At 36.7% G+C, this 19515-nt stretch carries 16 protein-coding genes; 12 read left to right on the top strand and 4 right to left on the bottom strand.

Annotated elements, in window-relative coordinates:
- Positions 1–13: 13 nt before the first annotated feature.
- Positions 14–148 (bottom strand): hypothetical protein, encoded by a 135-nt coding sequence (locus AAV97_RS21525; RefSeq protein ID WP_265597201.1) that lies wholly within the window; start codon positions 146–148, stop codon positions 14–16.
- Positions 149–359: 211 nt separating this feature from the next.
- Between AAV97_RS21525 and AAV97_RS01870 the strand changes: the two genes are divergently transcribed.
- Both AAV97_RS01870 and AAV97_RS01875 read left to right on the top strand, forming a co-directional pair.
- Positions 360–851 carry a hypothetical protein gene (locus AAV97_RS01870; protein ID WP_004830857.1) on the top strand — a complete coding sequence of 164 codons (492 nt, stop codon included), beginning with the start codon at positions 360–362 and terminating at the stop codon, positions 849–851.
- 546 nt (positions 852–1397) lie between these two features.
- Positions 1398–2000 (top strand): nitroreductase family protein, encoded by a 603-nt coding sequence (locus tag AAV97_RS01875; protein ID WP_046759648.1) that lies wholly within the window; start codon positions 1398–1400, stop codon positions 1998–2000.
- Between the two features lie 67 nt (positions 2001–2067).
- Here AAV97_RS01875 and AAV97_RS01880 read toward each other — a convergent pair whose 3' ends face one another.
- Positions 2068–3855, bottom strand: a complete 1788-nt coding sequence (locus tag AAV97_RS01880) for an acyl-CoA dehydrogenase (protein WP_046759649.1) — start codon at positions 3853–3855, stop codon at positions 2068–2070.
- Positions 3856–3981: 126 nt separating this feature from the next.
- Here AAV97_RS01880 and AAV97_RS01885 point away from each other — a divergent pair, with 126 nt between their 5' ends.
- From AAV97_RS01885 to AAV97_RS21085, 5 genes are all read left to right on the top strand, one after another.
- Positions 3982–4959 (top strand): GlxA family transcriptional regulator, encoded by a 978-nt coding sequence (locus tag AAV97_RS01885; RefSeq protein WP_046759650.1) that lies wholly within the window; start codon positions 3982–3984, stop codon positions 4957–4959.
- A 293-nt stretch (positions 4960–5252) separates the two neighbouring features.
- Entirely contained in the window at positions 5253–5690 is a 438-nt protein-coding gene (locus tag AAV97_RS01890) for a DUF2946 domain-containing protein (protein ID WP_004830853.1), read from the top strand.
- Positions 5691–5973: 283 nt separating this feature from the next.
- The gene (locus tag AAV97_RS01900; RefSeq protein ID WP_004830850.1) at positions 5974–7410 is read left to right on the top strand and encodes a cytochrome ubiquinol oxidase subunit I; all 1437 of its coding nucleotides are present in this window, start codon (positions 5974–5976) and stop codon (positions 7408–7410) included.
- The gene (gene cydB, locus AAV97_RS01905) at positions 7410–8414 is read left to right on the top strand and encodes a cytochrome d ubiquinol oxidase subunit II (RefSeq protein WP_004830849.1); all 1005 of its coding nucleotides are present in this window, start codon (positions 7410–7412) and stop codon (positions 8412–8414) included. Before AAV97_RS01900 ends, cydB begins: the two co-directional genes overlap by 1 nt.
- 101 nt (positions 8415–8515) lie before the next feature.
- Positions 8516–8623, top strand: a complete 108-nt coding sequence (locus tag AAV97_RS21085; protein ID WP_085944238.1) for a DUF2474 domain-containing protein — start codon at positions 8516–8518, stop codon at positions 8621–8623.
- A 415-nt stretch (positions 8624–9038) separates the two neighbouring features.
- Here the strand turns inward: AAV97_RS21085 and AAV97_RS01910 are convergent, their stop codons facing one another.
- Positions 9039–9800, bottom strand: coding sequence for a DUF805 domain-containing protein (locus tag AAV97_RS01910; protein ID WP_042087029.1), 762 nt, complete (start codon positions 9798–9800; stop codon positions 9039–9041).
- 521 nt (positions 9801–10321) lie between these two features.
- Between AAV97_RS01910 and AAV97_RS01915 the strand changes: the two genes are divergently transcribed.
- From AAV97_RS01915 to AAV97_RS01930, 4 genes are all read left to right on the top strand, one after another.
- Positions 10322–13060 (top strand): type VI secretion system Vgr family protein, encoded by a 2739-nt coding sequence (locus tag AAV97_RS01915; protein ID WP_046759651.1) that lies wholly within the window; start codon positions 10322–10324, stop codon positions 13058–13060.
- The gene (locus AAV97_RS01920) at positions 13053–14048 is read left to right on the top strand and encodes a T6SS immunity protein Tli4 family protein (RefSeq protein WP_046759652.1); all 996 of its coding nucleotides are present in this window, start codon (positions 13053–13055) and stop codon (positions 14046–14048) included. Before AAV97_RS01915 ends, AAV97_RS01920 begins: the two co-directional genes overlap by 8 nt.
- A 61-nt stretch (positions 14049–14109) precedes the next feature.
- Positions 14110–15111, top strand: coding sequence for a T6SS immunity protein Tli4 family protein (locus tag AAV97_RS01925; protein ID WP_046759653.1), 1002 nt, complete (start codon positions 14110–14112; stop codon positions 15109–15111).
- A gap of 7 nt (positions 15112–15118) precedes the next feature.
- Positions 15119–17023: an esterase/lipase family protein gene (locus AAV97_RS01930; RefSeq protein WP_046759654.1), complete on the top strand. Its 1905-nt coding sequence runs from the start codon at positions 15119–15121 to the stop codon at positions 17021–17023.
- A gap of 133 nt (positions 17024–17156) precedes the next feature.
- Here the strand turns inward: AAV97_RS01930 and AAV97_RS01935 are convergent, their stop codons facing one another.
- Positions 17157–18074 carry a LysR family transcriptional regulator gene (locus AAV97_RS01935; protein ID WP_046759655.1) on the bottom strand — a complete coding sequence of 306 codons (918 nt, stop codon included), beginning with the start codon at positions 18072–18074 and terminating at the stop codon, positions 17157–17159.
- 107 nt (positions 18075–18181) lie between these two features.
- Here AAV97_RS01935 and AAV97_RS01940 point away from each other — a divergent pair, with 107 nt between their 5' ends.
- Complete coding sequence (locus tag AAV97_RS01940; protein ID WP_046759656.1) at positions 18182–19420, top strand: acyl-CoA dehydrogenase family protein; 1239 nt, start codon at positions 18182–18184, stop codon at positions 19418–19420.
- The last annotated feature ends 95 nt before the right edge of the window (positions 19421–19515 follow it).

Genomic DNA, 19515 nt, shown 5'->3' on the forward strand with positions numbered 1-19515 from the left:
GATCTGGTTTGAGCTAGTACAATTTATCATTACTGTCATAATCAGACTGATACGCTCGAATCATTTCCATGTTTTCTACAGTCCAATCATATAAGGCATTAAAAGGCGCTTTCAGCGATTGACCAAGCGGTGTCAGAGCATACCCCATGCAAAAAATTTCAATCGGATGGATTAAAAAATCATCTTACTCAATGGTTTTTTAATCATCCAAAATGCCTAAAAGAGTTTTTAACACTTAAATTAGAATCAAATATACTGTTATAATTGTGAGATTGCATTTTTTGCTGTTCTTTACTTATTTGTATTTTATATTTTATGAATAAATCATTTGAAACAGTGTCTTAACTAAGGATTTTTTAATGTTGTCTATTTATTTAACAGATGTCCAGAAACATGTTCAGTTTAAAGATTATCCTGGTGAACATCCTGTTAAATTTATTTTAAATTTCAAAAAGATTTTTCCTAGTGTGATGGAAATTTTACTTCCTGTACTCCCAGAAGATGAAGATCTAGAAAAAATGACATGGGAGTCGACCAGTGAAGACTTTGAAACCTTTAAAAAACTATTGACAGGTTGGGGCGTGATCGAACTAAGATTACAGGCAATCAGTCAATATAAAACCAAGGATTTTGCTGATCAACTGCTTAAACAAGCACAAGCCAAGCGTAAAGAATTTGCCAAACAACAGCAGCAATTGTCTACGGTTGAGCTAGATTATTTATTTATGCATGAAACACATGCCTTGATTGATGCTGAGTTGGTTGATCTTGGTGAAAAATTTTATTTGCCGACATTACGTGAGCTTTGGAAAAATACCGTATCAGCAAAGGTATTAAATGCACATTTTTAATTAAATCTCGGAAGTACATCATCGTTCACAAGGACAGTCATTACTGTTCTTGTTGAACTTATAACGGTGTCATTTCAGGGTCTGATTATATTAAGTGGCTATAATGAATAGATAATAAAAAAAGAATAAAGATTGAACTGAGTAGACCCATTAAATTTAAGACTTTCATTTATAACTCATTGATTTTTTAAAGCAGTATAAAAACTTACAACTTTTGATTACAGAAGATTATAAGTACACTATTTAAAAATAAGATACTTATGTGTAATAAAGATGAAAAATTGTATAAATAGCAAACATGTTGTTCTGATAAAAATCAAATGGATCCATTAAGAAAACATTGGTGTGTGATCGAAGAGTAGTTAATGTTGATGATTTGTTTTTATTCAAAGTTTATATTGAAATCAGATATTCTTAAGCCATTTATTTATGTTGTAATACTTCAGATTTTATCAATTCATTGAAATTGATGATTTTTTAAAATATCTTCACAATATTTTTAGTGCTATCGGATTTTCCCGAGGATATATCCAAGGATTTTAATTCATGTCGAATGTCTTTTTAGATTTAATTCATAAACGCCGTACCATTTATGCGATTGGACGTCATGTCAATCATTCTCCAGAATATCTTTCTGATCTCATTCAACAAGCAATCAAACAAAGTCCATCGTCTTTTAACTCGCAATCTTCTCGAGCGGTGATTTTGTTTAATGCTGAGCATGAAAAATTTTGGAATTTTGTCAAAGCCCAACTCAAAACTTATGCTAAAGATGAAGCAAGTGCATTAAAAACCGAAGCAAAAATGGATAGTTTTATTGCAGGGTTTGGAACAGTATTATTCTTTGAAGACCAAGATGTCGTGAAAGATTTGCAAGCGCAATTTCCTTCTTATGCCGATAACTTTCCAGTATGGGCAGAACATTCTACCGCGATTGCACAGTTTGCAACATGGACCGCTTTAAATAGTGATGGCTTAGGTGCTTCTTTACAACATTATAATCCTATTGTAGATGAACAAGTTCATGCTGAATGGGATATTCCTAAAAATTGGAAACTTCGTGCGCAGTTGGTGTTTGGCTCAATTGAAGCTGACGCATCAGAAAAAACATATATGGATGATGCTGTGCGTTTTAAAGTGTTTAAATAACTTAAATACCTATTAAAAAAGCACCTTAGCTGTGCAGTTAAGGTGCTTTCATTAAACCGCTTTGAATTTAAAACCAGTCATTTTGCATCATTGAACATGTCTCATCGAAGCTGATTAGAAGTTTGGCTTGATGTTCAATTTCAGGAAGTTCCCACATTATAAAATAACGTGCTGCTTGAATTTTTCCAGCTAAAAAATCTATATCCTCTTGATGCGTTGATTCTTTAAACGCTTTTACTGCTTTATTGACCATCTCAAGCCATAACCAAGCAACCAGTAACTTTCCAAACATATCGAGATAGAGTGCTGAGTTGGCAAGGGCTTGTTTGGTTTTGCCTTGTCTAAGTGCAGCGCCGAGTATATTGGTGGTTTTTTTAATCGTGGCTAAATGCTTACAGAATATCGTAGCAATTTCGCGGGCAGCATCATCACTGACTTCATCAAGCGTTTGATGAATACGTTGCAACAGTAATTTTAAGCCTTGTTGATCATGTTGCCATAGTTTACGCCCCAATAAATCCAAGGACTGAATGCCATAGGTTCCTTCATGAATCGGATTGAGGCGATTATCACGGTAGCATTGCTCGACAGGATAGTCTTTTGTATATCCAGCACCGCCAAGCACTTGTATTGCTAAATCATTGGCTTTGGGACCATAGGCGGAGGGGAATGACTTCACGACTGGTGTAATCAAGTCTAAAAGAATCGCGCTGTCTGTGTTGTCCGCTGCCTGATGTTCATCAATCAAACGTGCAGCAAATAAGCATAAAGCCAATCCACCTTCTACATAAGATTTTTGTGCCAATAACATTCGTTTTACATCACTGTGCTCAATAATATTGACAGGTTTGCTGGATGGGTCTTTTTCCTCAACCAATCGACCTTGAGGTCGATTTTTTGCGTAGTTTAAAGATTCTAAATAGCCACGATAACCAATCATCGCTGCACCCAGACCTACACCAACGCGTGCTTCATTCATCATTTTGAACATGTATTTTAAGCCATCACCAGCTTGTCCAATAAGATAACCTTGGCATTGATCATTTTCACCAAAGCTAAGCACAGTCGAAGTTGTCCCTCTATAGCCCATTTTATGTAATAAACCACTCAAATGGACATCATTCGATTCTGCTACAGAACCATCTAAATGCGTTTTAAACTTTGGCACAATAAACAGTGAAATTCCTTTAACGCCTTGCGGCGCACCTTGAATTCTTGCTAAAACCAAATGGACAATATTTTCAGTAATATCTTGATCACCACCAGAAATAAACATTTTCTGACCTTTGATCAGATAGTTACCATCTGCTTGCGGAATCGCTTTGGTGGTCAAATCACCCAATGAAGAACCGACATTTGGTTCCGTGAGTGCCATTGTTCCAGCAAATCGACCATCAAACATTGCGGGTAAAAAGATTTTTTTGTGTTGAGGTGCAGCAAAGGCTTGAATCAGGTTCGCTGCTGCAGCAGTGAGAAATGGATATGCTGCTGTAGAAGGGTTGGCGGACATAAAAAATGCATGACATGCCATATGTATTAGAGTGGGAAGTTGCATCCCACCATGCTCATAATCATGCTGTGCAGACAATAAACCTGAAGCTGCATATTGTTGCCATGCAATTTTAACTTCAGGAATTGTTTTGACGTTGGTGCCATCAAAAATAGGCTCATTTTGATCGGCTTTGGCATTATGCGGTGCAAAATAGTCTGTTGCGATACCTTGTGCGGTATTTAATATGCTGTCAAATGTGGTTTTATCATGTTCTTTGTAGCGGTTTAATTCAGTTAACGTTTCAGCTTCGAAAACTTGATAGAGCAAGAAGTTGAGATCTTTAGTATGAATCAATGACGACATAAAAATTCCTTTTTAAATACTTTTATTTTGAAACGAGCTTAATCAAAAAATATCAATATAAGACTTGTCAAAAATGACATCATCAGTGCTATAAATGACATTATTATTCTTACAGCATTTTTAGTCATGATTAAAATCACCGTGGTTGGGTTTGATGGTGCTTTGGCTTCAGCTTTGACCTGTATTGTTGATTTATTTTCAATGACTGGAGCCAGTTGGAATCGTATTCAGAACCAAGATGTTCAGAGACTCTTTCAAGTCCAAATTGCCAGTTTAAACGGAGATGCTATTCAATGTATAAACGGTATACAGATTCAGACTGACATCGCCTTTCATGCGGTTCAAGCTACGGATGTTATCGTTGTTCCGACGATAGGGGCTTCTATTGAACAGATTGTTAGCCAACAGCAAGGAGTGATAGACTTTATTCGATATGCAAACCAACAACAGTGGATGATTGTTGGTATGTGTACGGGTAATTTCTTTTTAGCAGAGGCTGGGATTTTAGATCAACGTCTAGCTACAACACATTGGGGCTTTAAAGATTTATTTGAGCGCCGTTATCCAAATGTTAATTTAAAGACTGAGCAATTAATTACTCGCTCTGAACATATTTATTGTGCTGGTGGAGGATTGGCATGGTTTGATATGGGCTTGCATTTGATTGAACATTTTTATGGTTTTGAAATTGCGATTCAAACAGCGAAGTCTTTTGTGATTGATTATCGTCGTAGTAGTCAACTGTCTTATTCAATTCTACAAATTTCTAATCTTCATCATGATGAATTGGTGCAGCGTATACAACAATGGATAGAAGTTAATTTTGCAGAGCCGATCAGCATCGCTTTTTTAGTACAGCAGTTTAATGTGACTTTGAGGACTTTGATTCGCCGTTTTAAAACAGCTTTAGGTGTACCACCGAATAGTTATATTCAGGCGATTCGTATTGAAGCCGCGCAAAAGCGTTTAGAGGAAACAGAACAATCCATTGACATGATTATGCAAAGTGTTGGTTATCTTGATCCAAGTTCCTTTAGACGATTATTTAGAAAGAAGACAGGATTGACACCACTGGAGTATCGCCGTCGTTTTAGCCGTTGCTAAAATCCGCTTTATAGAAAGACTGACTATCATTTATCTAATGTAGTTTATAAATTAATCAATGTATCTATTCGAGTGATGATTTATATAGAAAATCTAAATGAAAAAAAGTGCAAAGTATTGCTAAAATAGTGCTAAAGAAGCTTTGAATAACAAAATAAATGTACTATAGTAATATAAGAAAAGTTGAGTAATGTGCTTGGTTTTTATTCAGTCATTATTGACCACAGATTAAGAATGACTGCATCAAGTGACATTTTCCTTTTTCGTATCTCTGTCAATATGAGCAATCAATTGTGTTAAGACGCAGTGGTTTGTTGCTAGCATTTGCAACAGTATTTTTACAGCTTGCGGTTTTTTTACAGCCGCTCTTGCCTGAACAATATCAAATTGCTCCGGTCTGTGAAGACATCACTCAATCTTTGTTACGTCCAACACATGCACATAGTCATCATGAGCAAGAATCCAGCTTTATTCATCACTATTTACACTTAGATCAGACACAACAGGCAACATCTTCAGGTCATGATCATCATGATATGAACCATCAATGCCAGTATTGCGTGGTCTATGGTAATTTGGTGATGCCACCTGAAATTGGCGTAAAAGAAATATTGGTGCGTATACAAATACGCTTATTGGCTTATGTTGAAGCCTTCCAACATGTCTATTTTGAATTACAGCGTTTATTTCTTATTCCTCAAGGGCGAGCCCCACCGATACGCTATACATAAACATATTCATCCATCCATTGCTTTGAAATGTTTAATTTTAAGCATGTAAAACAATCGGATGCTATTTCGAATTTATGATGTAGAGAATCACCATGATGTATTCAATTTTCCTCAAATGGCAGGAAACGATCCCTTGCATGCAATTTTTAGGGTTAATCGTTCAGAATGAAAACATAAAGCAACAGACTATGGCTAAATTTCAGGCGTATGCTGATCTGGCAAAACAAAAAATATTGCGAGAAGCATTCAATACTCAACCTTTATCTATGCATAAGGTGATGTCATGAATTTAGGATTAACAGCTTTAGAATTGGCACGTATACAGTTTGCCTTTACAGTGTCTTTTCATATTATCTTCCCTGCGATTTCAATCGGATTGGCAAGTTTCTTGGCAGTTTTAGAATGGCGCTGGCTCAAGACAAAAAATCCTGTATATCAAGATTTATTTAAATTTTGGGTGAAAATTTTCGCTGTAGCTTTTGGGATGGGCGTCGTATCAGGCGTTGTCATGAGCTATCAGTTTGGAACCAACTGGAGTGAGTTTTCCCGTGTTGCAGGTTCTGTCACAGGTCCTTTATTGGCTTATGAGGTGCTCAGTGCATTTTTCCTTGAAGCTGGTTTTCTTGGAATTATGTTGTTTGGTTGGGGACGTGTAGGTCCACGGGCGCATTTTTTTGCAACTGCAATGGTTGCGGTGGGTACCTGTATTTCAATGTTTTGGATTTTGTCTTCAAACAGTTGGATGCAAACGCCACAAGGTTTCACGATTGAAAATGGCATTATCGTTCCACAAGATTGGTTCGCCATTGTCTTTAATCCTTCATTTCCATATCGCTTAGCACATATGGCAGCTGCCGCATTCCTAGTTTCAGCATTGTTGGTTGCTGCGACCGCTGCATGGCATTTACTCAAAGGTCGCCGTGATGCTTTGGTCAAAACCTCATTTTCTATGGCAATGTGGATGATTTTAATCCTTGCGCCATTGCAAGTTTTAATCGGTGATAACCATGGTCTAAATACCTTGAAGCATCAACCTGCTAAACTTGCGGCGATTGAAGGACATTGGGAAACCAATAAAGGTGAAGGTATGCCTTTATATTTATTCGGGATTCCTGATATGCAGGCTGAAGAAACTAAATATGCAGTCGGTATTCCAAATTTGGGTAGTCTGATCATGACCCATACGATGGATGGTGAAGTCAAAGGCTTAAAAGAATTCGCACCTGAAGATCGTCCTAATTCGACCATCGTGTTTTGGAGCTTCCGAATCATGGTTGGGCTAGGAATGCTGATGATTTTACTTGCAGCATTTGCTTTGTTCTTACGCAAGGGCGGTAAGCTATACGAAAACAAATGGCTACATCGTTTTGCTTTTGTGATGGGACCATCGGGTTTTATTGCCTTGCTTGCAGGTTGGTTCACCACTGAAGTTGGTCGTCAGCCGTGGGTTGTGTATGGCGTGATGCGCACGAAAGATGCTTTATCACCTGTATCTGCTGAACAAGTCGGTCTAACACTGATTATTTTTGTAGTGGTTTACTGTGTTGTTTTTGGAATTGGCATCTACTATATGTTGAAACTGATGCATAAAGGTCCGCAATTTATTTATTCAACACCTGAAGGTCAAGCACATAGTGAAGAAGCTGTAATTCTTGCATCGAAACGACCACTGACCAGTGTAGATGAAAGTGTTGATTCAAACGAACAGGAGCCTAAATAATGATTGATTTATCTCTGATTTGGATTGTCATTATTGCCATTGGCGTATTTATTTATGTGGTTCTGGATGGTTTTGATTTGGGTATTGGAATTCTGTTCCCATTTTTCAAGGATCAACAAGAACGTGATGTGATGATGAATACGGTTGCCCCTGTCTGGGATGGTAATGAAACATGGATGGTTTTGGGTGGGGCGGGTTTATATGCTGCATTCCCGATGGTCTATGCAACAGTATTATCCGCACTTTATATGCCAATTATCTTGATGGTGGTGGCTTTAATTTTCCGTGGCGTGGCTTTCGAATTTCGTTTCAAAGCCAATAGAACCAAACATTTATGGGACAAGGCTTTCATTGGTGGCTCAATTCTTGCCAGTTTTTTCCAAGGTATGATTTTAGGTGCCTATATTCAAGGGATTAAAGTTGAAAATCATATGTATGCAGGTGGTGGATTAGATTGGTTGACGCCGTTCACGATTTTTACTGGGTTTGGTGTGGTTGTACTGTATGCTGCTTTGGGTTGCGCATGGTTGATTTTTAAAACTGAGCTTGATTTGCAACATCGTATGTATCAACTCATGCCGAAGTTAGTGATTGCATTATTACTCATTTTTGGCGCTGTCAGTATTTATACACCAATGGCACATCCTGAAATTGCCGCACGTTGGTTTAGTCAGCCTCAATTGATGTATTTCAGCCCTGTACCAATTTTGGTGGTGATCTTTACTGTTCTGATTTTACGTGCATGTAAACAACATAATGAACTCAGTCCTTTTATCTATACCTTAGCTTTGGTATTCCTTGCTTATACTGGATTTATCATCAGTCTGTGGCCCTATGTTATTCCGCCATCTATCACGATTTGGGATGCTGCAGCGCCACAAAGCAGTCAATTGTTTGCCTTAATTGGTGCTTTAATCTTAATCCCCATTATTTTGATCTATACCGGGCTTTCATATTGGGTGTTTAGAGACAAAGTGCGTATTGGGGATGAGGGTTATCACTGATTCATTCAGTAAATCTTTTAAAAGATTAAAGACTCAGCGATTTAAATTGATCGTTGGGTTGATTGAAACCAGATACATTGTCAGTAGCGAGGTCGTGAATTTTGAAACTTTCTCAAACACAGTGGTTTATTTTGTTATGGCTTGGTGGTTTTTTAACGTTAGCCATCATTGCAGGTTTTTTTAGAATGTTGATTCAATGGGCATATTAAATTTTAATTTTTAGAACAAATGAAAATGAGGAATTTATTCCTCATTTTTTATTTAAATCAATAGATCTTTTTCATATTGTTAAGCCATTGAAAGACTCATGCAGTAAAATATAATTTCTCTTGATCAATAAAATCTATCCAGTAAAGCTATTGTTGAATGATATGAACTTTCCATTGCCACGCTTTATATCTAAAGTTTAAATAGATTTGCGTAGGTGATGTATCACTCATGCGCTACAAACCAATTAGTGCTTTGTTCTTTTTGTTTAGATAAAAGATGGCAAAAATTTTTCGTTAAGTGAGACGCCGTGAATATCAAGTTAAATTTTCGTTAATTAACCAATCTGAAAAATTGATTATGATTGCTCAATAAAAAAGAGGTCTTGATAGACCTCTTTTAAATACTCAGGAAGCATTATCTTTGATTGACTTCTTGTGTGTTGGAATGAGTATCTTCATTTTCAGTTTGATTTGCTGCTTCAGTGCTTTGTTCAGAATCATGTGCTGATTGTTCGATCTCATCACTTGTTTGTTCGAGCTCTTGAGCTGCTTGCGCAAGTTCTTGTTCTAAGTTAGACGTATCATGCTCAGTCATTTCCATACTATCCATGCTTTGTGGCATGCTGCCTTGCATTGAAATCATCCATACTGCAATCGAACCATAAGCCACAATAAAAATAGCTAAGAAAACAGCATATAAGCTACCGAGTAACTTTTCTGTTTGTTCGGTTTGTCGTTGCGGACCATAGTTATTATTGCCCTCAGTACCTTTGGCGCACATCACATATATACCAAAGAAAATATTCACAAGAGGAATTAAAAATAACAACCATAGCCAGCCGCTTTTATTTAAGTCATGGATACGTCGGATCGCGATACAAATATTGACTACGGTAAAAGCAATAACCACAACAACAGCGAGGAAAATAACAAAATAGCCTAAGCCAGATTGCAATAAAGCAGCTGGATTCTGACTTCCTGTTTGCATGAGCGCGACAACAGCAATACCAGCAATAATAAACAGTACACATGTATAGAGCATACTGATAATAAATAACCAAGCAAGATAAGACAGGCGACCAAAACGCCCTTTAGGTGAAAATGGGTTATCTTTATTGGGGGTAAACGAAGCAGGGTGGGGTTGAGACATTGAAGTCTGAGTTTCAAGAGGATTCATAAGTTTCCTATACGTTGTTTTTATTAAGAATGTTTAAATTTTCGGCGCTATTTTAGTCAAAAACAAAAATATAAACAAGGGTAAATAAGCAATGCTAGTCATGTTGATCTAAATAACCTAAGCATTTTAGATATAATATTAATCGTATTAAACTGTATAAACGACTAAAAATACTCAGTTTTTAATCTGGTTAATTAAAAATAATTAAAAATTTACATTCTCAACGATAAAACGTGTACAGAAAAAAACTGTACGGTAAAAGCATAATTTTTGATTGATGATTTTTATCTTCTCTAAAGTGGCTGCAAAGCAGCGACCACTATGTACTTAATTATAATAATTAAGTACATATGTTTAAAACACAAAATTTTGTTTTTTGTAGTTTTTTTATTATTTAAATCAATAGTTTAAAAGGGTGTGTTTGTGCACCAACAACGATAATCAATAATAACTATCATTATTATTTGAGTGAATTTAAATTTTGTGTTAAGTTTTTCTACATTAAAAATAAGGTCATAATAATGTTGAATAATATTCTTACTATTCTAGATAAAATGGGATATGGGACACAAAAACGAGCAATTAGTGTTCAATTTTCAAACTTGGAACTCAGTGCACAAGTGATGTTACAACGAATTGATGGTTTTCATGCCATCAATGAAGGATTGTCAGCAGAACTGATTTGCCTGTCTCTCAATCCATTTATTGAACTTAAAGCGTTTATCGGTTGCCAAGTCTCTGTAGATCAAGTCACAGATTCAGGTAAGCTGTTTAGAACTACAGGGATGATTACTGGGGCGAGTCAGGGACAATCTGATGGTGCTTTTACGCTTTATCGTTTGACCCTGCAAGATGCAACAAGCTTATGGCATAAGCGTCATAATAGTCGGGTGTTTTTAGATAAAAGTGTTCCTGAAATTTTTGAAATAATTTTCAATGAATGGAGAGCCAAAAGCGCTTTATTTGCATCCAGTTTAAAACTGGACCTCAGTGGTCTCAGCAAGAGCTATGATGTACGCCCGTTTTCTATGCAACTTAACGAATCTGATCACACATATTTGACTCGGATTTTACGCGAGGAATCAATTAATTGGCTGATTGATGAATCTGATTTTATTGCTTTAAACAACAATCAAAGTATTGAACCACAAAAACTTAGATTAATAGATCACAATGATCAGTTTAAGGCACTTGAACGTCGCAACATTCGCTATCATCGATCAAATGCGACTGAAGCTTATGACAGTATCACCAGTTTGATTGCTGAACGCAATTTACAGTCAACAGCAATCCATGTACAACGTTGGCAAGCAGACAGTTTAGTGCAGGAAGATGGCAGTGGTTCTATTCTGAGTGCACATAAACACAGTGCAAATAGAGACAATGAAAGTTTAAGTTTAGAACAAGCGTGGAGTATTTCTCCTGCTTGGATTCGTGATCTTAAAGGTGAAGATCAAGCCACAACATCAGGCAATCATCAACTAGAGAAGTTGAGTACCCAACTAAATCAATACCAAGCTTTGCAAGCCAAATATTTTAAGGCACAGAGTAGTGTGCGTGATATACAGGTCGGCTATTGGTTTAAGTTAACAGGTCATCCAGAGCTGGATAGAAATCATATCGAAAACAATGAGATGTTGATATTAAGTAAGCATTTTTATAATCAGAACAATTTTCCCAAAGACATTCAAGATCAAATTGAAAAACTCCTCAGCCTGAGTCATTGGCAAACGACTAAAGACCTTCAACAAGAGCGTCAAGGCAACGAATTAACTTTGGTACGACGGCATATTGCAGTTGTACCTGAATATCATCCATTGGCACATCGCCCCACTACATATGTTCTACGTGCCATTGTGGTGGGAGATGGTGAAGAAATCTATGTCGATGAATGGGGACGAATAAAAATTCGTTTCTTGTTTACCCGAACAGAAGACCATGCTCATGATGGCGGTGCAGGAGCTAATGATAATGACACGGACTCTGCATGGGTGGATGTGCTTACCCCTTGGGCGGGTGAGGGTTATGGCGCAAGATTTCTCCCGCGTGTCGGAGAGATTGTCGCGGTAGATTTCTTTGAGGGAAACCTTGATCGTCCATTTATTACTGGACGGATTCATGAAGGACATCGAAATCCAACCCAGTTCGATATTAAAGGCAAACTACCTGACACCAAAAAGCTCAGTGGTATCCGCTCAAAAGAGGTCGCTGGGGAGGGCTTTGGGCAACTCAGATTTGATGATACGACTACACAAATAAGCACACAATTACAATCAAGTCATGGCGCGAGTCAACTGAATTTGGGCAATTTAAGTCACCCTAAAGAAAGCGCAGAGAGTGAAGGTCGTGGAGAGGGTTTTGAGTTAAGGACAGATCAGTGGGGGGCAATGCGTGCACCCAAAGGTATCTTGATTACCACAGAAGAAGCTGAGAATGCTTTAGGAAAGCAACTCGATCATCATCAGTTGCAACAGAATATCGAAAAATTTTTAGCAATAAATAAAGCGATTCAAACGGCAACGTATAAACATCAAACAACTGAGCCAGAACTTAGCTTGCAAGAAACAATTAAAACAAATTTACCTCAATGGAATGAATCAAATTCAACACCTTATATCGCGATTGATGCCAAAGAGTCGCTGATTTTAGATGCAGATCAAGGAATTATTGCGCAAGCCAAAGAAAATATAGATTTAAGCACTGAACGTAATGTTCAAATATTTTCTGGTCGGGGATTTTTAGCAAATGTTTTAGATAAGATTTCACTCTTTGCTAAAACTGCTGGAATCAAAATTAAAGCTGGGCAAGGTCCTGTAGAAATTGAATCGCAAGCAGATCGTTTAAAAATTGCCTCAGAAGAACTCATGCATCTGTATTCGGTAAATGATTTTGTCAAAATCGAAAGTGGTAAAGGGATATTGATCGCATCTGGCGGCAGTTTCTTCAAAATGGAGGGCGGGAATATTGATATTGTTTGTCCTGGCACTTTGTCGTTAAAAGCTGGTCAAATCAAAACCATGCCAGGAGATACTTTAAATACTGATTTAACAGCGATGCCTAAACTACAAGTGGACTATGATGAATTTTTTGTGTTACGAAATAAGGCAGGTAAAGCAATGCCGAATATGAAGTATAAAATCAAAACTGAAAATGGAAAAATCATTGAAGGTATCACAGATGCAGAAGGTAAAACTGATCTAGTGACCTCGCTTGCCATGACCAAAGCCAAGGTCACATTACTTGGATATGTCGATGATTAAACAGTGTATTTTAATGACTTTTTTGATTATCCAAGCACACAGTATATGTGCCAATTCTGTCGCTAATGATAGTAATGCCAATATACTTAATTTAGATCAAACAAAACCTTATTGTATTGGGCGCTATATCGTTGATATTCCAGCCGAAGCCCATCCACTTGAACGTTATGATAAATACGATTCATTTACGATTAGCTCGCAAAGTAAAGCCACGAGACAGGATTTTGATAAGGCGGTTCAAAAATGGAGAAATGATTATACCAAAGGCAATCGTAAAATTTTTGAGGATCCAGAAGTACAAATAATTGATGGACGATTAACTAAGATTTTTAAAGGAAAATTAGCTGACAAAAAAAACCTACCATATGATGTTTTTGGATTTGTACTTGATAGAAATACACTTTTTTTGATTGAAGGTATGCACAGTGATACACCACAATGGACAGCCGAAAGTAATGAAGCTCTTCAAAATCTGGTTCGAAATTTACGTTATCGTCCTGAACATGAAGTTCCCAAAGAAATAGGGCAATGCATCTATCAAGGTTTTATCAAAGATGAAACTCAGCGCTATCGTTATAGCATCCAAAAACTTGGTTTTAGATTTAAAAACTACCCAACAGTTGTGTTACGTTTTGAAGCAGAAACCAATGATGAATATATTTTACCAATGATTCCACGCATCGAAAAGAAATTAAAAGAAGTAGGGCAAAGTCAGCGTCAAATAGACAAAGGCAATATTCGTAAAGGAGAAAAACAGACTAGTCACTTAACCGGTCAAGAGTGGATTTCAGTGGAAAAAATGAAAGGTAGAGATGGCATAAGTGCATTGTGGGAACATACAGGTACTGCCAACCATAATCAAGACCCTTTAATTAGCTTTGAGGTAGATACTGCACGTTCATCTCCGTTGACCGAAAGTAGCAGTTTACAGCAGATCGATGCATTAAAACTCTATGAATCAATTTTAAAAACCATCCGTAAATTTTAAGCATGTCAGTATTTAAAAAATAATCTAGCACTCAAACACATAAAGTTAAAAGAGACTACCAATGAACAAAATATTATTTTTTTTATTATTAAGCACTTGCTTGATGAGTGCAGGCTGCATTACTGCAAAATCTGAAATAAACAATACTGGAAATAACATGATCAATTTAGAAAAAACAAAACCTTATTGTATTGGACGCTATGTCGTTGATATTCCAGCCGAAGCCAATCCACTTGAACGTTATGATAAATACGATTCATTTACGATTAGCTCGCAAAGCAAAGCCACGAGACAGGATTTTGATAAGGCAGTTCAAAAATGGAGAAATGATTATACAAAAGGCAATCGTAAAATTTTTGAGGATCCAGAAGTACAAATAATTGATGGACGATTAACTAAGATTTTTAAAGGAAAATTAGCTGACAAAAAAAACCTACCATATGATGTTTTTGGATTTGTACTTGATAGAAATACACTTTTTTTGATTGAAGGTATGCACAGTGATACACCACAGTGGACAGCCGAAAGTAATGAAGCTCTTCAAAATCTGATTCGAAATTTACGTTATCGCCCTGAACATGAAGTCCCTAAAGAAGTAGGGCAATGTATCTATCAAGGTTTTATCAAAGATGAGACAAAACGCTATCGTTATAGCATTCAGACTCATGCATTTGATTTTAAAAACTACCCAACAGTTGTGTTACGTTTTGAAGCAGAAACCAATGATGAATATGTTTTACCGATGATTCCACGCATCGAAAAGAAATTAAAAGAGGTAGGTCAAAGTCAGCGTCAAATAGACAAAGGCAATATTCGTAAAGGAGAAAAACAGACTACTCACTTAACAGGTCAAGAGTGGATTTCAGTGGAAAAAATGAAAGGTAAAGATGGCTTAAGTGCATTGTGGGAACATACAGGTACTGCCAATAACAATCAAGACCCTTTAATTAGCTTTGAAGTAGACACTGGATATGATTCCCCGCTGACTCAAAGTAGCAGTTTACATCAGGTCGATGCAATTAAACTTTATGAATCAATTTTAAAAACCATCCGTAAATTTTGAGAATAACATGTCCAACAATATACACAGCCATGAACCATATGAAACGCTATACGAATCAGGAATGATATCCTATGTTTCACAAACCACTCCGAGTAGTGTCAAAACTGAGTGTGAAATTCTTGCACCTTCTAAATATGTGGTCCCCATTATTTTTATTCCAGGCATTATGGGATCAAATATTAAGGATAAAAAGAAAAATAAAGTTTGGTATCCCCGAATTTCACTGAGTACAATTATTCAGTACAGTAAACGCGATGCTCGCGCGCGACAAATTGCATTAAATCCTAAAACCACTGAAGTGGGCTATGACGGCAATGTTAAAATCAATAAGAAGGATCTGCCGTATCTTACCCAAGAGCTTGCTTTAGCGCGAGGCTGGGGATCAGTGATCACTATTGGTTATGCTGATTTGTTGATTTATATGGAAAATCAGTTAAATCGTCCATTTAAAAAATTAAAAGATCAAGAAAAGGATAAGTTTAATGGTACAGCGGAATGGGAAAAAATAGTTCAACATGCAAATCAAGACACTGAAAAAAACCTCAACCATTGGTCTGCTCAAAATACGATTGATTTATTAAACTTGGCACAACATGAGGAGTTGGCAGATTATGCCTTTCCAGTGTTTGCTTGTGGCTATAATTGGTTACAGACCAATATGAAGTCAGCGGATCAAATTGCTGATCGGCTTAATAATGAAGTCATGGCACAAGTGAAAAAAGAATTTCCGACAGCAAAATTTAAGAAATTCATTATTGTTAGCCACTCTATGGGGGGATTGGTGACTCGTGCATTAATCCAAAATGATAAAGTCAAAGATAAGATTGCAGGAGTAGTGCATGGTGCAATGCCGGGTAGTGGTGCACCAGCAGTCTATCAACGCCTTACTGTAGGTTGGGATGGATGGAAGGCTTCTACAGGGTTACTCAATAGTGCATTAGCTTGGGCAACTAAATTTATGTTTGGCGATACCTCTGAACGCTTGACTGCAACATTAGCAAGTGCGCCAGGTGGTTTGGAGTTGTTACCTTTTTCAAACTATTCAAACAGTGTCGATTTTCCGAAAAATTCAAGTGCATGGTTGGTCATTAAAGCTCAAACACCAACAGGAGAAATCACAGCAACATTGCCAAAAAGTAATGACCCTTATACTGATATTTACCAACGTAAAGATTGTTGGTGGGCAATGATTAACCCTGATTTTATTGATCCGGCGGGATTAATTGCACTACAAATGAAAAAAGAGAAGCTTGCTAGTATTTTTGACGTTTATATGAAAAATATCGAAACAGTTAAAGAATTACACGATCATATTAAAGATGTTTACCATAGCAATACTTATGCGAACTATGCTGCTGATGGAAGTTATAAAGCATTTGGACAGGTGGTTTGGCGTTGTAAAGAAGTCCTGAACATTACGAGTGAAGAAGAACTGATTGAATTAATGAGTTTATATGGCAAGAAACAGATCATTGAATTCCCTAATATCAAATACCGTACAGATATTAACGCAGCAGAGTCGAATCAAATTGATGAAAACGAATCGGTGAAAATAGATGGAACCAAGGCGCATAATTTACAAGACAATGCATATAAAAAAGATGGTGTAAGAGAGATTTTATTGGATGAAAAATTTAAAATTTCAAAAACCAATAAAGCGACATTTTATTTGGATTTAAAACCGACTTGTGCAGGAGATGGTACGGTGAGCTATCAATCTGGACAAGATGTGCGCGCAGAGGGGAGAAGTCCTAAAGAAACTTTTATTATCAATGGCTATGAGCATTCAAAAAGCTTTGAAAATAAACATGTTCAACTGAATACCATCTACTGTATTGCACATATTGTGAATATTTTAAAGCTTGGTGCTGAAGCTGAACAATGTAATAAGCAAACAACTCAACATCCATAAATGATTTAAATTTTAAATTTATGTTAAGGACCAAAAATAATGGAATAACTAAAATGAACGAGATCATGACTTAATGAGTATGGGCTAGTACATCTTAATGATGTTTATATAAAATTTTCATTACTAAAATAGCCTAAGCAAAAATTTTAAAAATTTCATCTCTTAAAAAAGTATGTCTAGAATTTTCACTTAAAGCTTGATGCCAATATATGCCCATATTTAAAACAGGTAAATCAACTGGAATATCAAAAATATGAATACAATCTTCAATATTCAGATGCGACAAAATCTGTTTGGGAATTGTTAAAATCGCTTCAGGATATTGTGCTAAAACTTGTAACGCAGTTGAGTAATGCTGACAGCGTAAAAAGATTTGTCGATTATACTGTTCTTTATTCAAATATATATCTTCCAAGAGCACACCTGTACGGCGTGAAGACACTCCAATATGCGGTGATGAAAAATAAAGCTTACGATTCATTTGCGTATGTTGGCTACACATCACAAACTGATCTTGAACTAAGTTTTGATAATTAATTTTTTCACCATAGTTTTGTTCTAAATCAATCACAAAATCAACTTGCTGTGTAGCCAAATCTACAACAACATTTTTACGATCTAATTTCGTGCTTAAAAATTGGATGTTCAAGTTCAATTTCTGAAAATGTTGAATTAAGCGGGGGAAAATTATCGGTTCAATTTCATCATGTACAGCAACCCTCAGTGTTTGTATTGAATTAGGATCAAATATTTGTTTTTGTTTAGAAATATCTTGAAAAGAAAATAATGCATTCTGCACAGTGGGATAGATCTGTTCAGCAAAAGGTGTAGGTAACATTTTACTGCCTACGCGTACAAATAGATCATCTTGCAAATGTTGTCGTAATCTTTGTAAGGCATGACTTGCAGCGGATTGTGTAATAAACAAGACTTTTGCCGCTTTAGAAATACTTTTCTGCTCATAGATGGCGATAAAAAGTGGATATAAATTAATATCAACATGATTGAAAATTGATAGGTCTAGATGCGTATTATTATGAATCATATTCATAGTCTGATATTGAATTAAATCATTTGGTTCATAATAAATTTTCAGCTAATGTAAAGTAAAGGTCGTTATCCAAATATTGATCAAAAGATTTTACAGGAAGATAAAAAATGTTTGAGCTTTCAGCACGTGCAAAAGAATATGTCGAACGGACCAAAGCGTTTATTGAAAATGAAATTGAACCTGTAGAAACTGAATTTTGGAATGAAGTTCATCACCTTAACCAAGGCGGTGACTGGACAACGTGGCAATGGCCAGCACAATTAGAAGTTCTTAAAAATAAAGCAAAAAAAGCAGGGCTTTGGAACATGTTTCTGCCAGATCCAGAACTAGGGGCAGGCTTGTCAGTGCAGGAATATGCCCATATTGCTGAACTGTCTGGACGTAGTTTACTTGCACCAACAGTCTTTAATTGTAATGCTCCAGATAGTGGCAATATGGAAGTGCTTTGGCGCTATGGTTCAGAGCAGCAAAAACAACAATGGCTTCAACCTCTATTAGAAGGCAAAATTCGTTCAGTATTTTGTATGACAGAACCTGCTGTTGCTTCCTCTGATGCAACCAATATGCAGGCAACAGCTGTGGTGGATGGTGACGAAATTGTCTTAAATGGTCGTAAATGGTGGTCTTCAGGTTTAGGCGATCCCAATGCCAAAATTATTATCTTTATGGCGCATACGCCTGATGTAAATAAAGACCGTCATCATCAACACTCAATGGTTCTGGTCCCAGTAGATACACAAGGTGTGAAGATAGAGCGTATGTTACCTGTATTTGGTGACTATGATGCACCACATGGTCACGGTGAAATTAGTTTCAATAATGTCCGTGTGCCTGTCAGTCATTTTATTGGCGGAGCGGGACAAGGTTTCGAAATTGCACAAGGTCGTTTAGGTCCTGGTCGTATTCATCATTGTATGCGTTGTATTGGCGCTGCAGAAAAATCCCTTGAATTGATGATTGATCGAGGTATGAGCCGCAGTGCTTTTGGTAAAGAAATTTTGAAACTGGGTGGAAATTTAGAACGTGTTGCAGAAGCGCGAGTAGCGATTGATCAAGCTCGACTATTAACGTTGTACGCAGCCTACAAAATGGATACTCAAGGTAATATGGCAGCACTTACTGAAATTTCTGCAATTAAAGTGGTTGCTCCCTCAGTCCTTGAAAAAGTGGTGGACATGGCGATCCAAATTCATGGGGGAATGGGCGTTTCTCGCGATACCCCTTTAACTGGCTTTTTTGCACAAGCACGAAGCTTACGTTTAGCAGATGGACCTGATGAAGTTCATAAAGGAATGATTGCAAAATTAGAATTAAAAAAACGAGGATATGCTTCAAAGAAAAAGTAACAGTTTAATGATTGAATGCTGACTGTTTTATCTTAAAGATGTTATACATAAAACGGTCAGTACATAAAATCAAACTTAGCTTACGGTTCAAAGTT

It is taken from the genome of Acinetobacter sp. Ag2, assembly GCF_001005515.1.
Taxonomy (GTDB): Bacteria; Pseudomonadota; Gammaproteobacteria; order Pseudomonadales; family Moraxellaceae; genus Acinetobacter; species Acinetobacter bereziniae.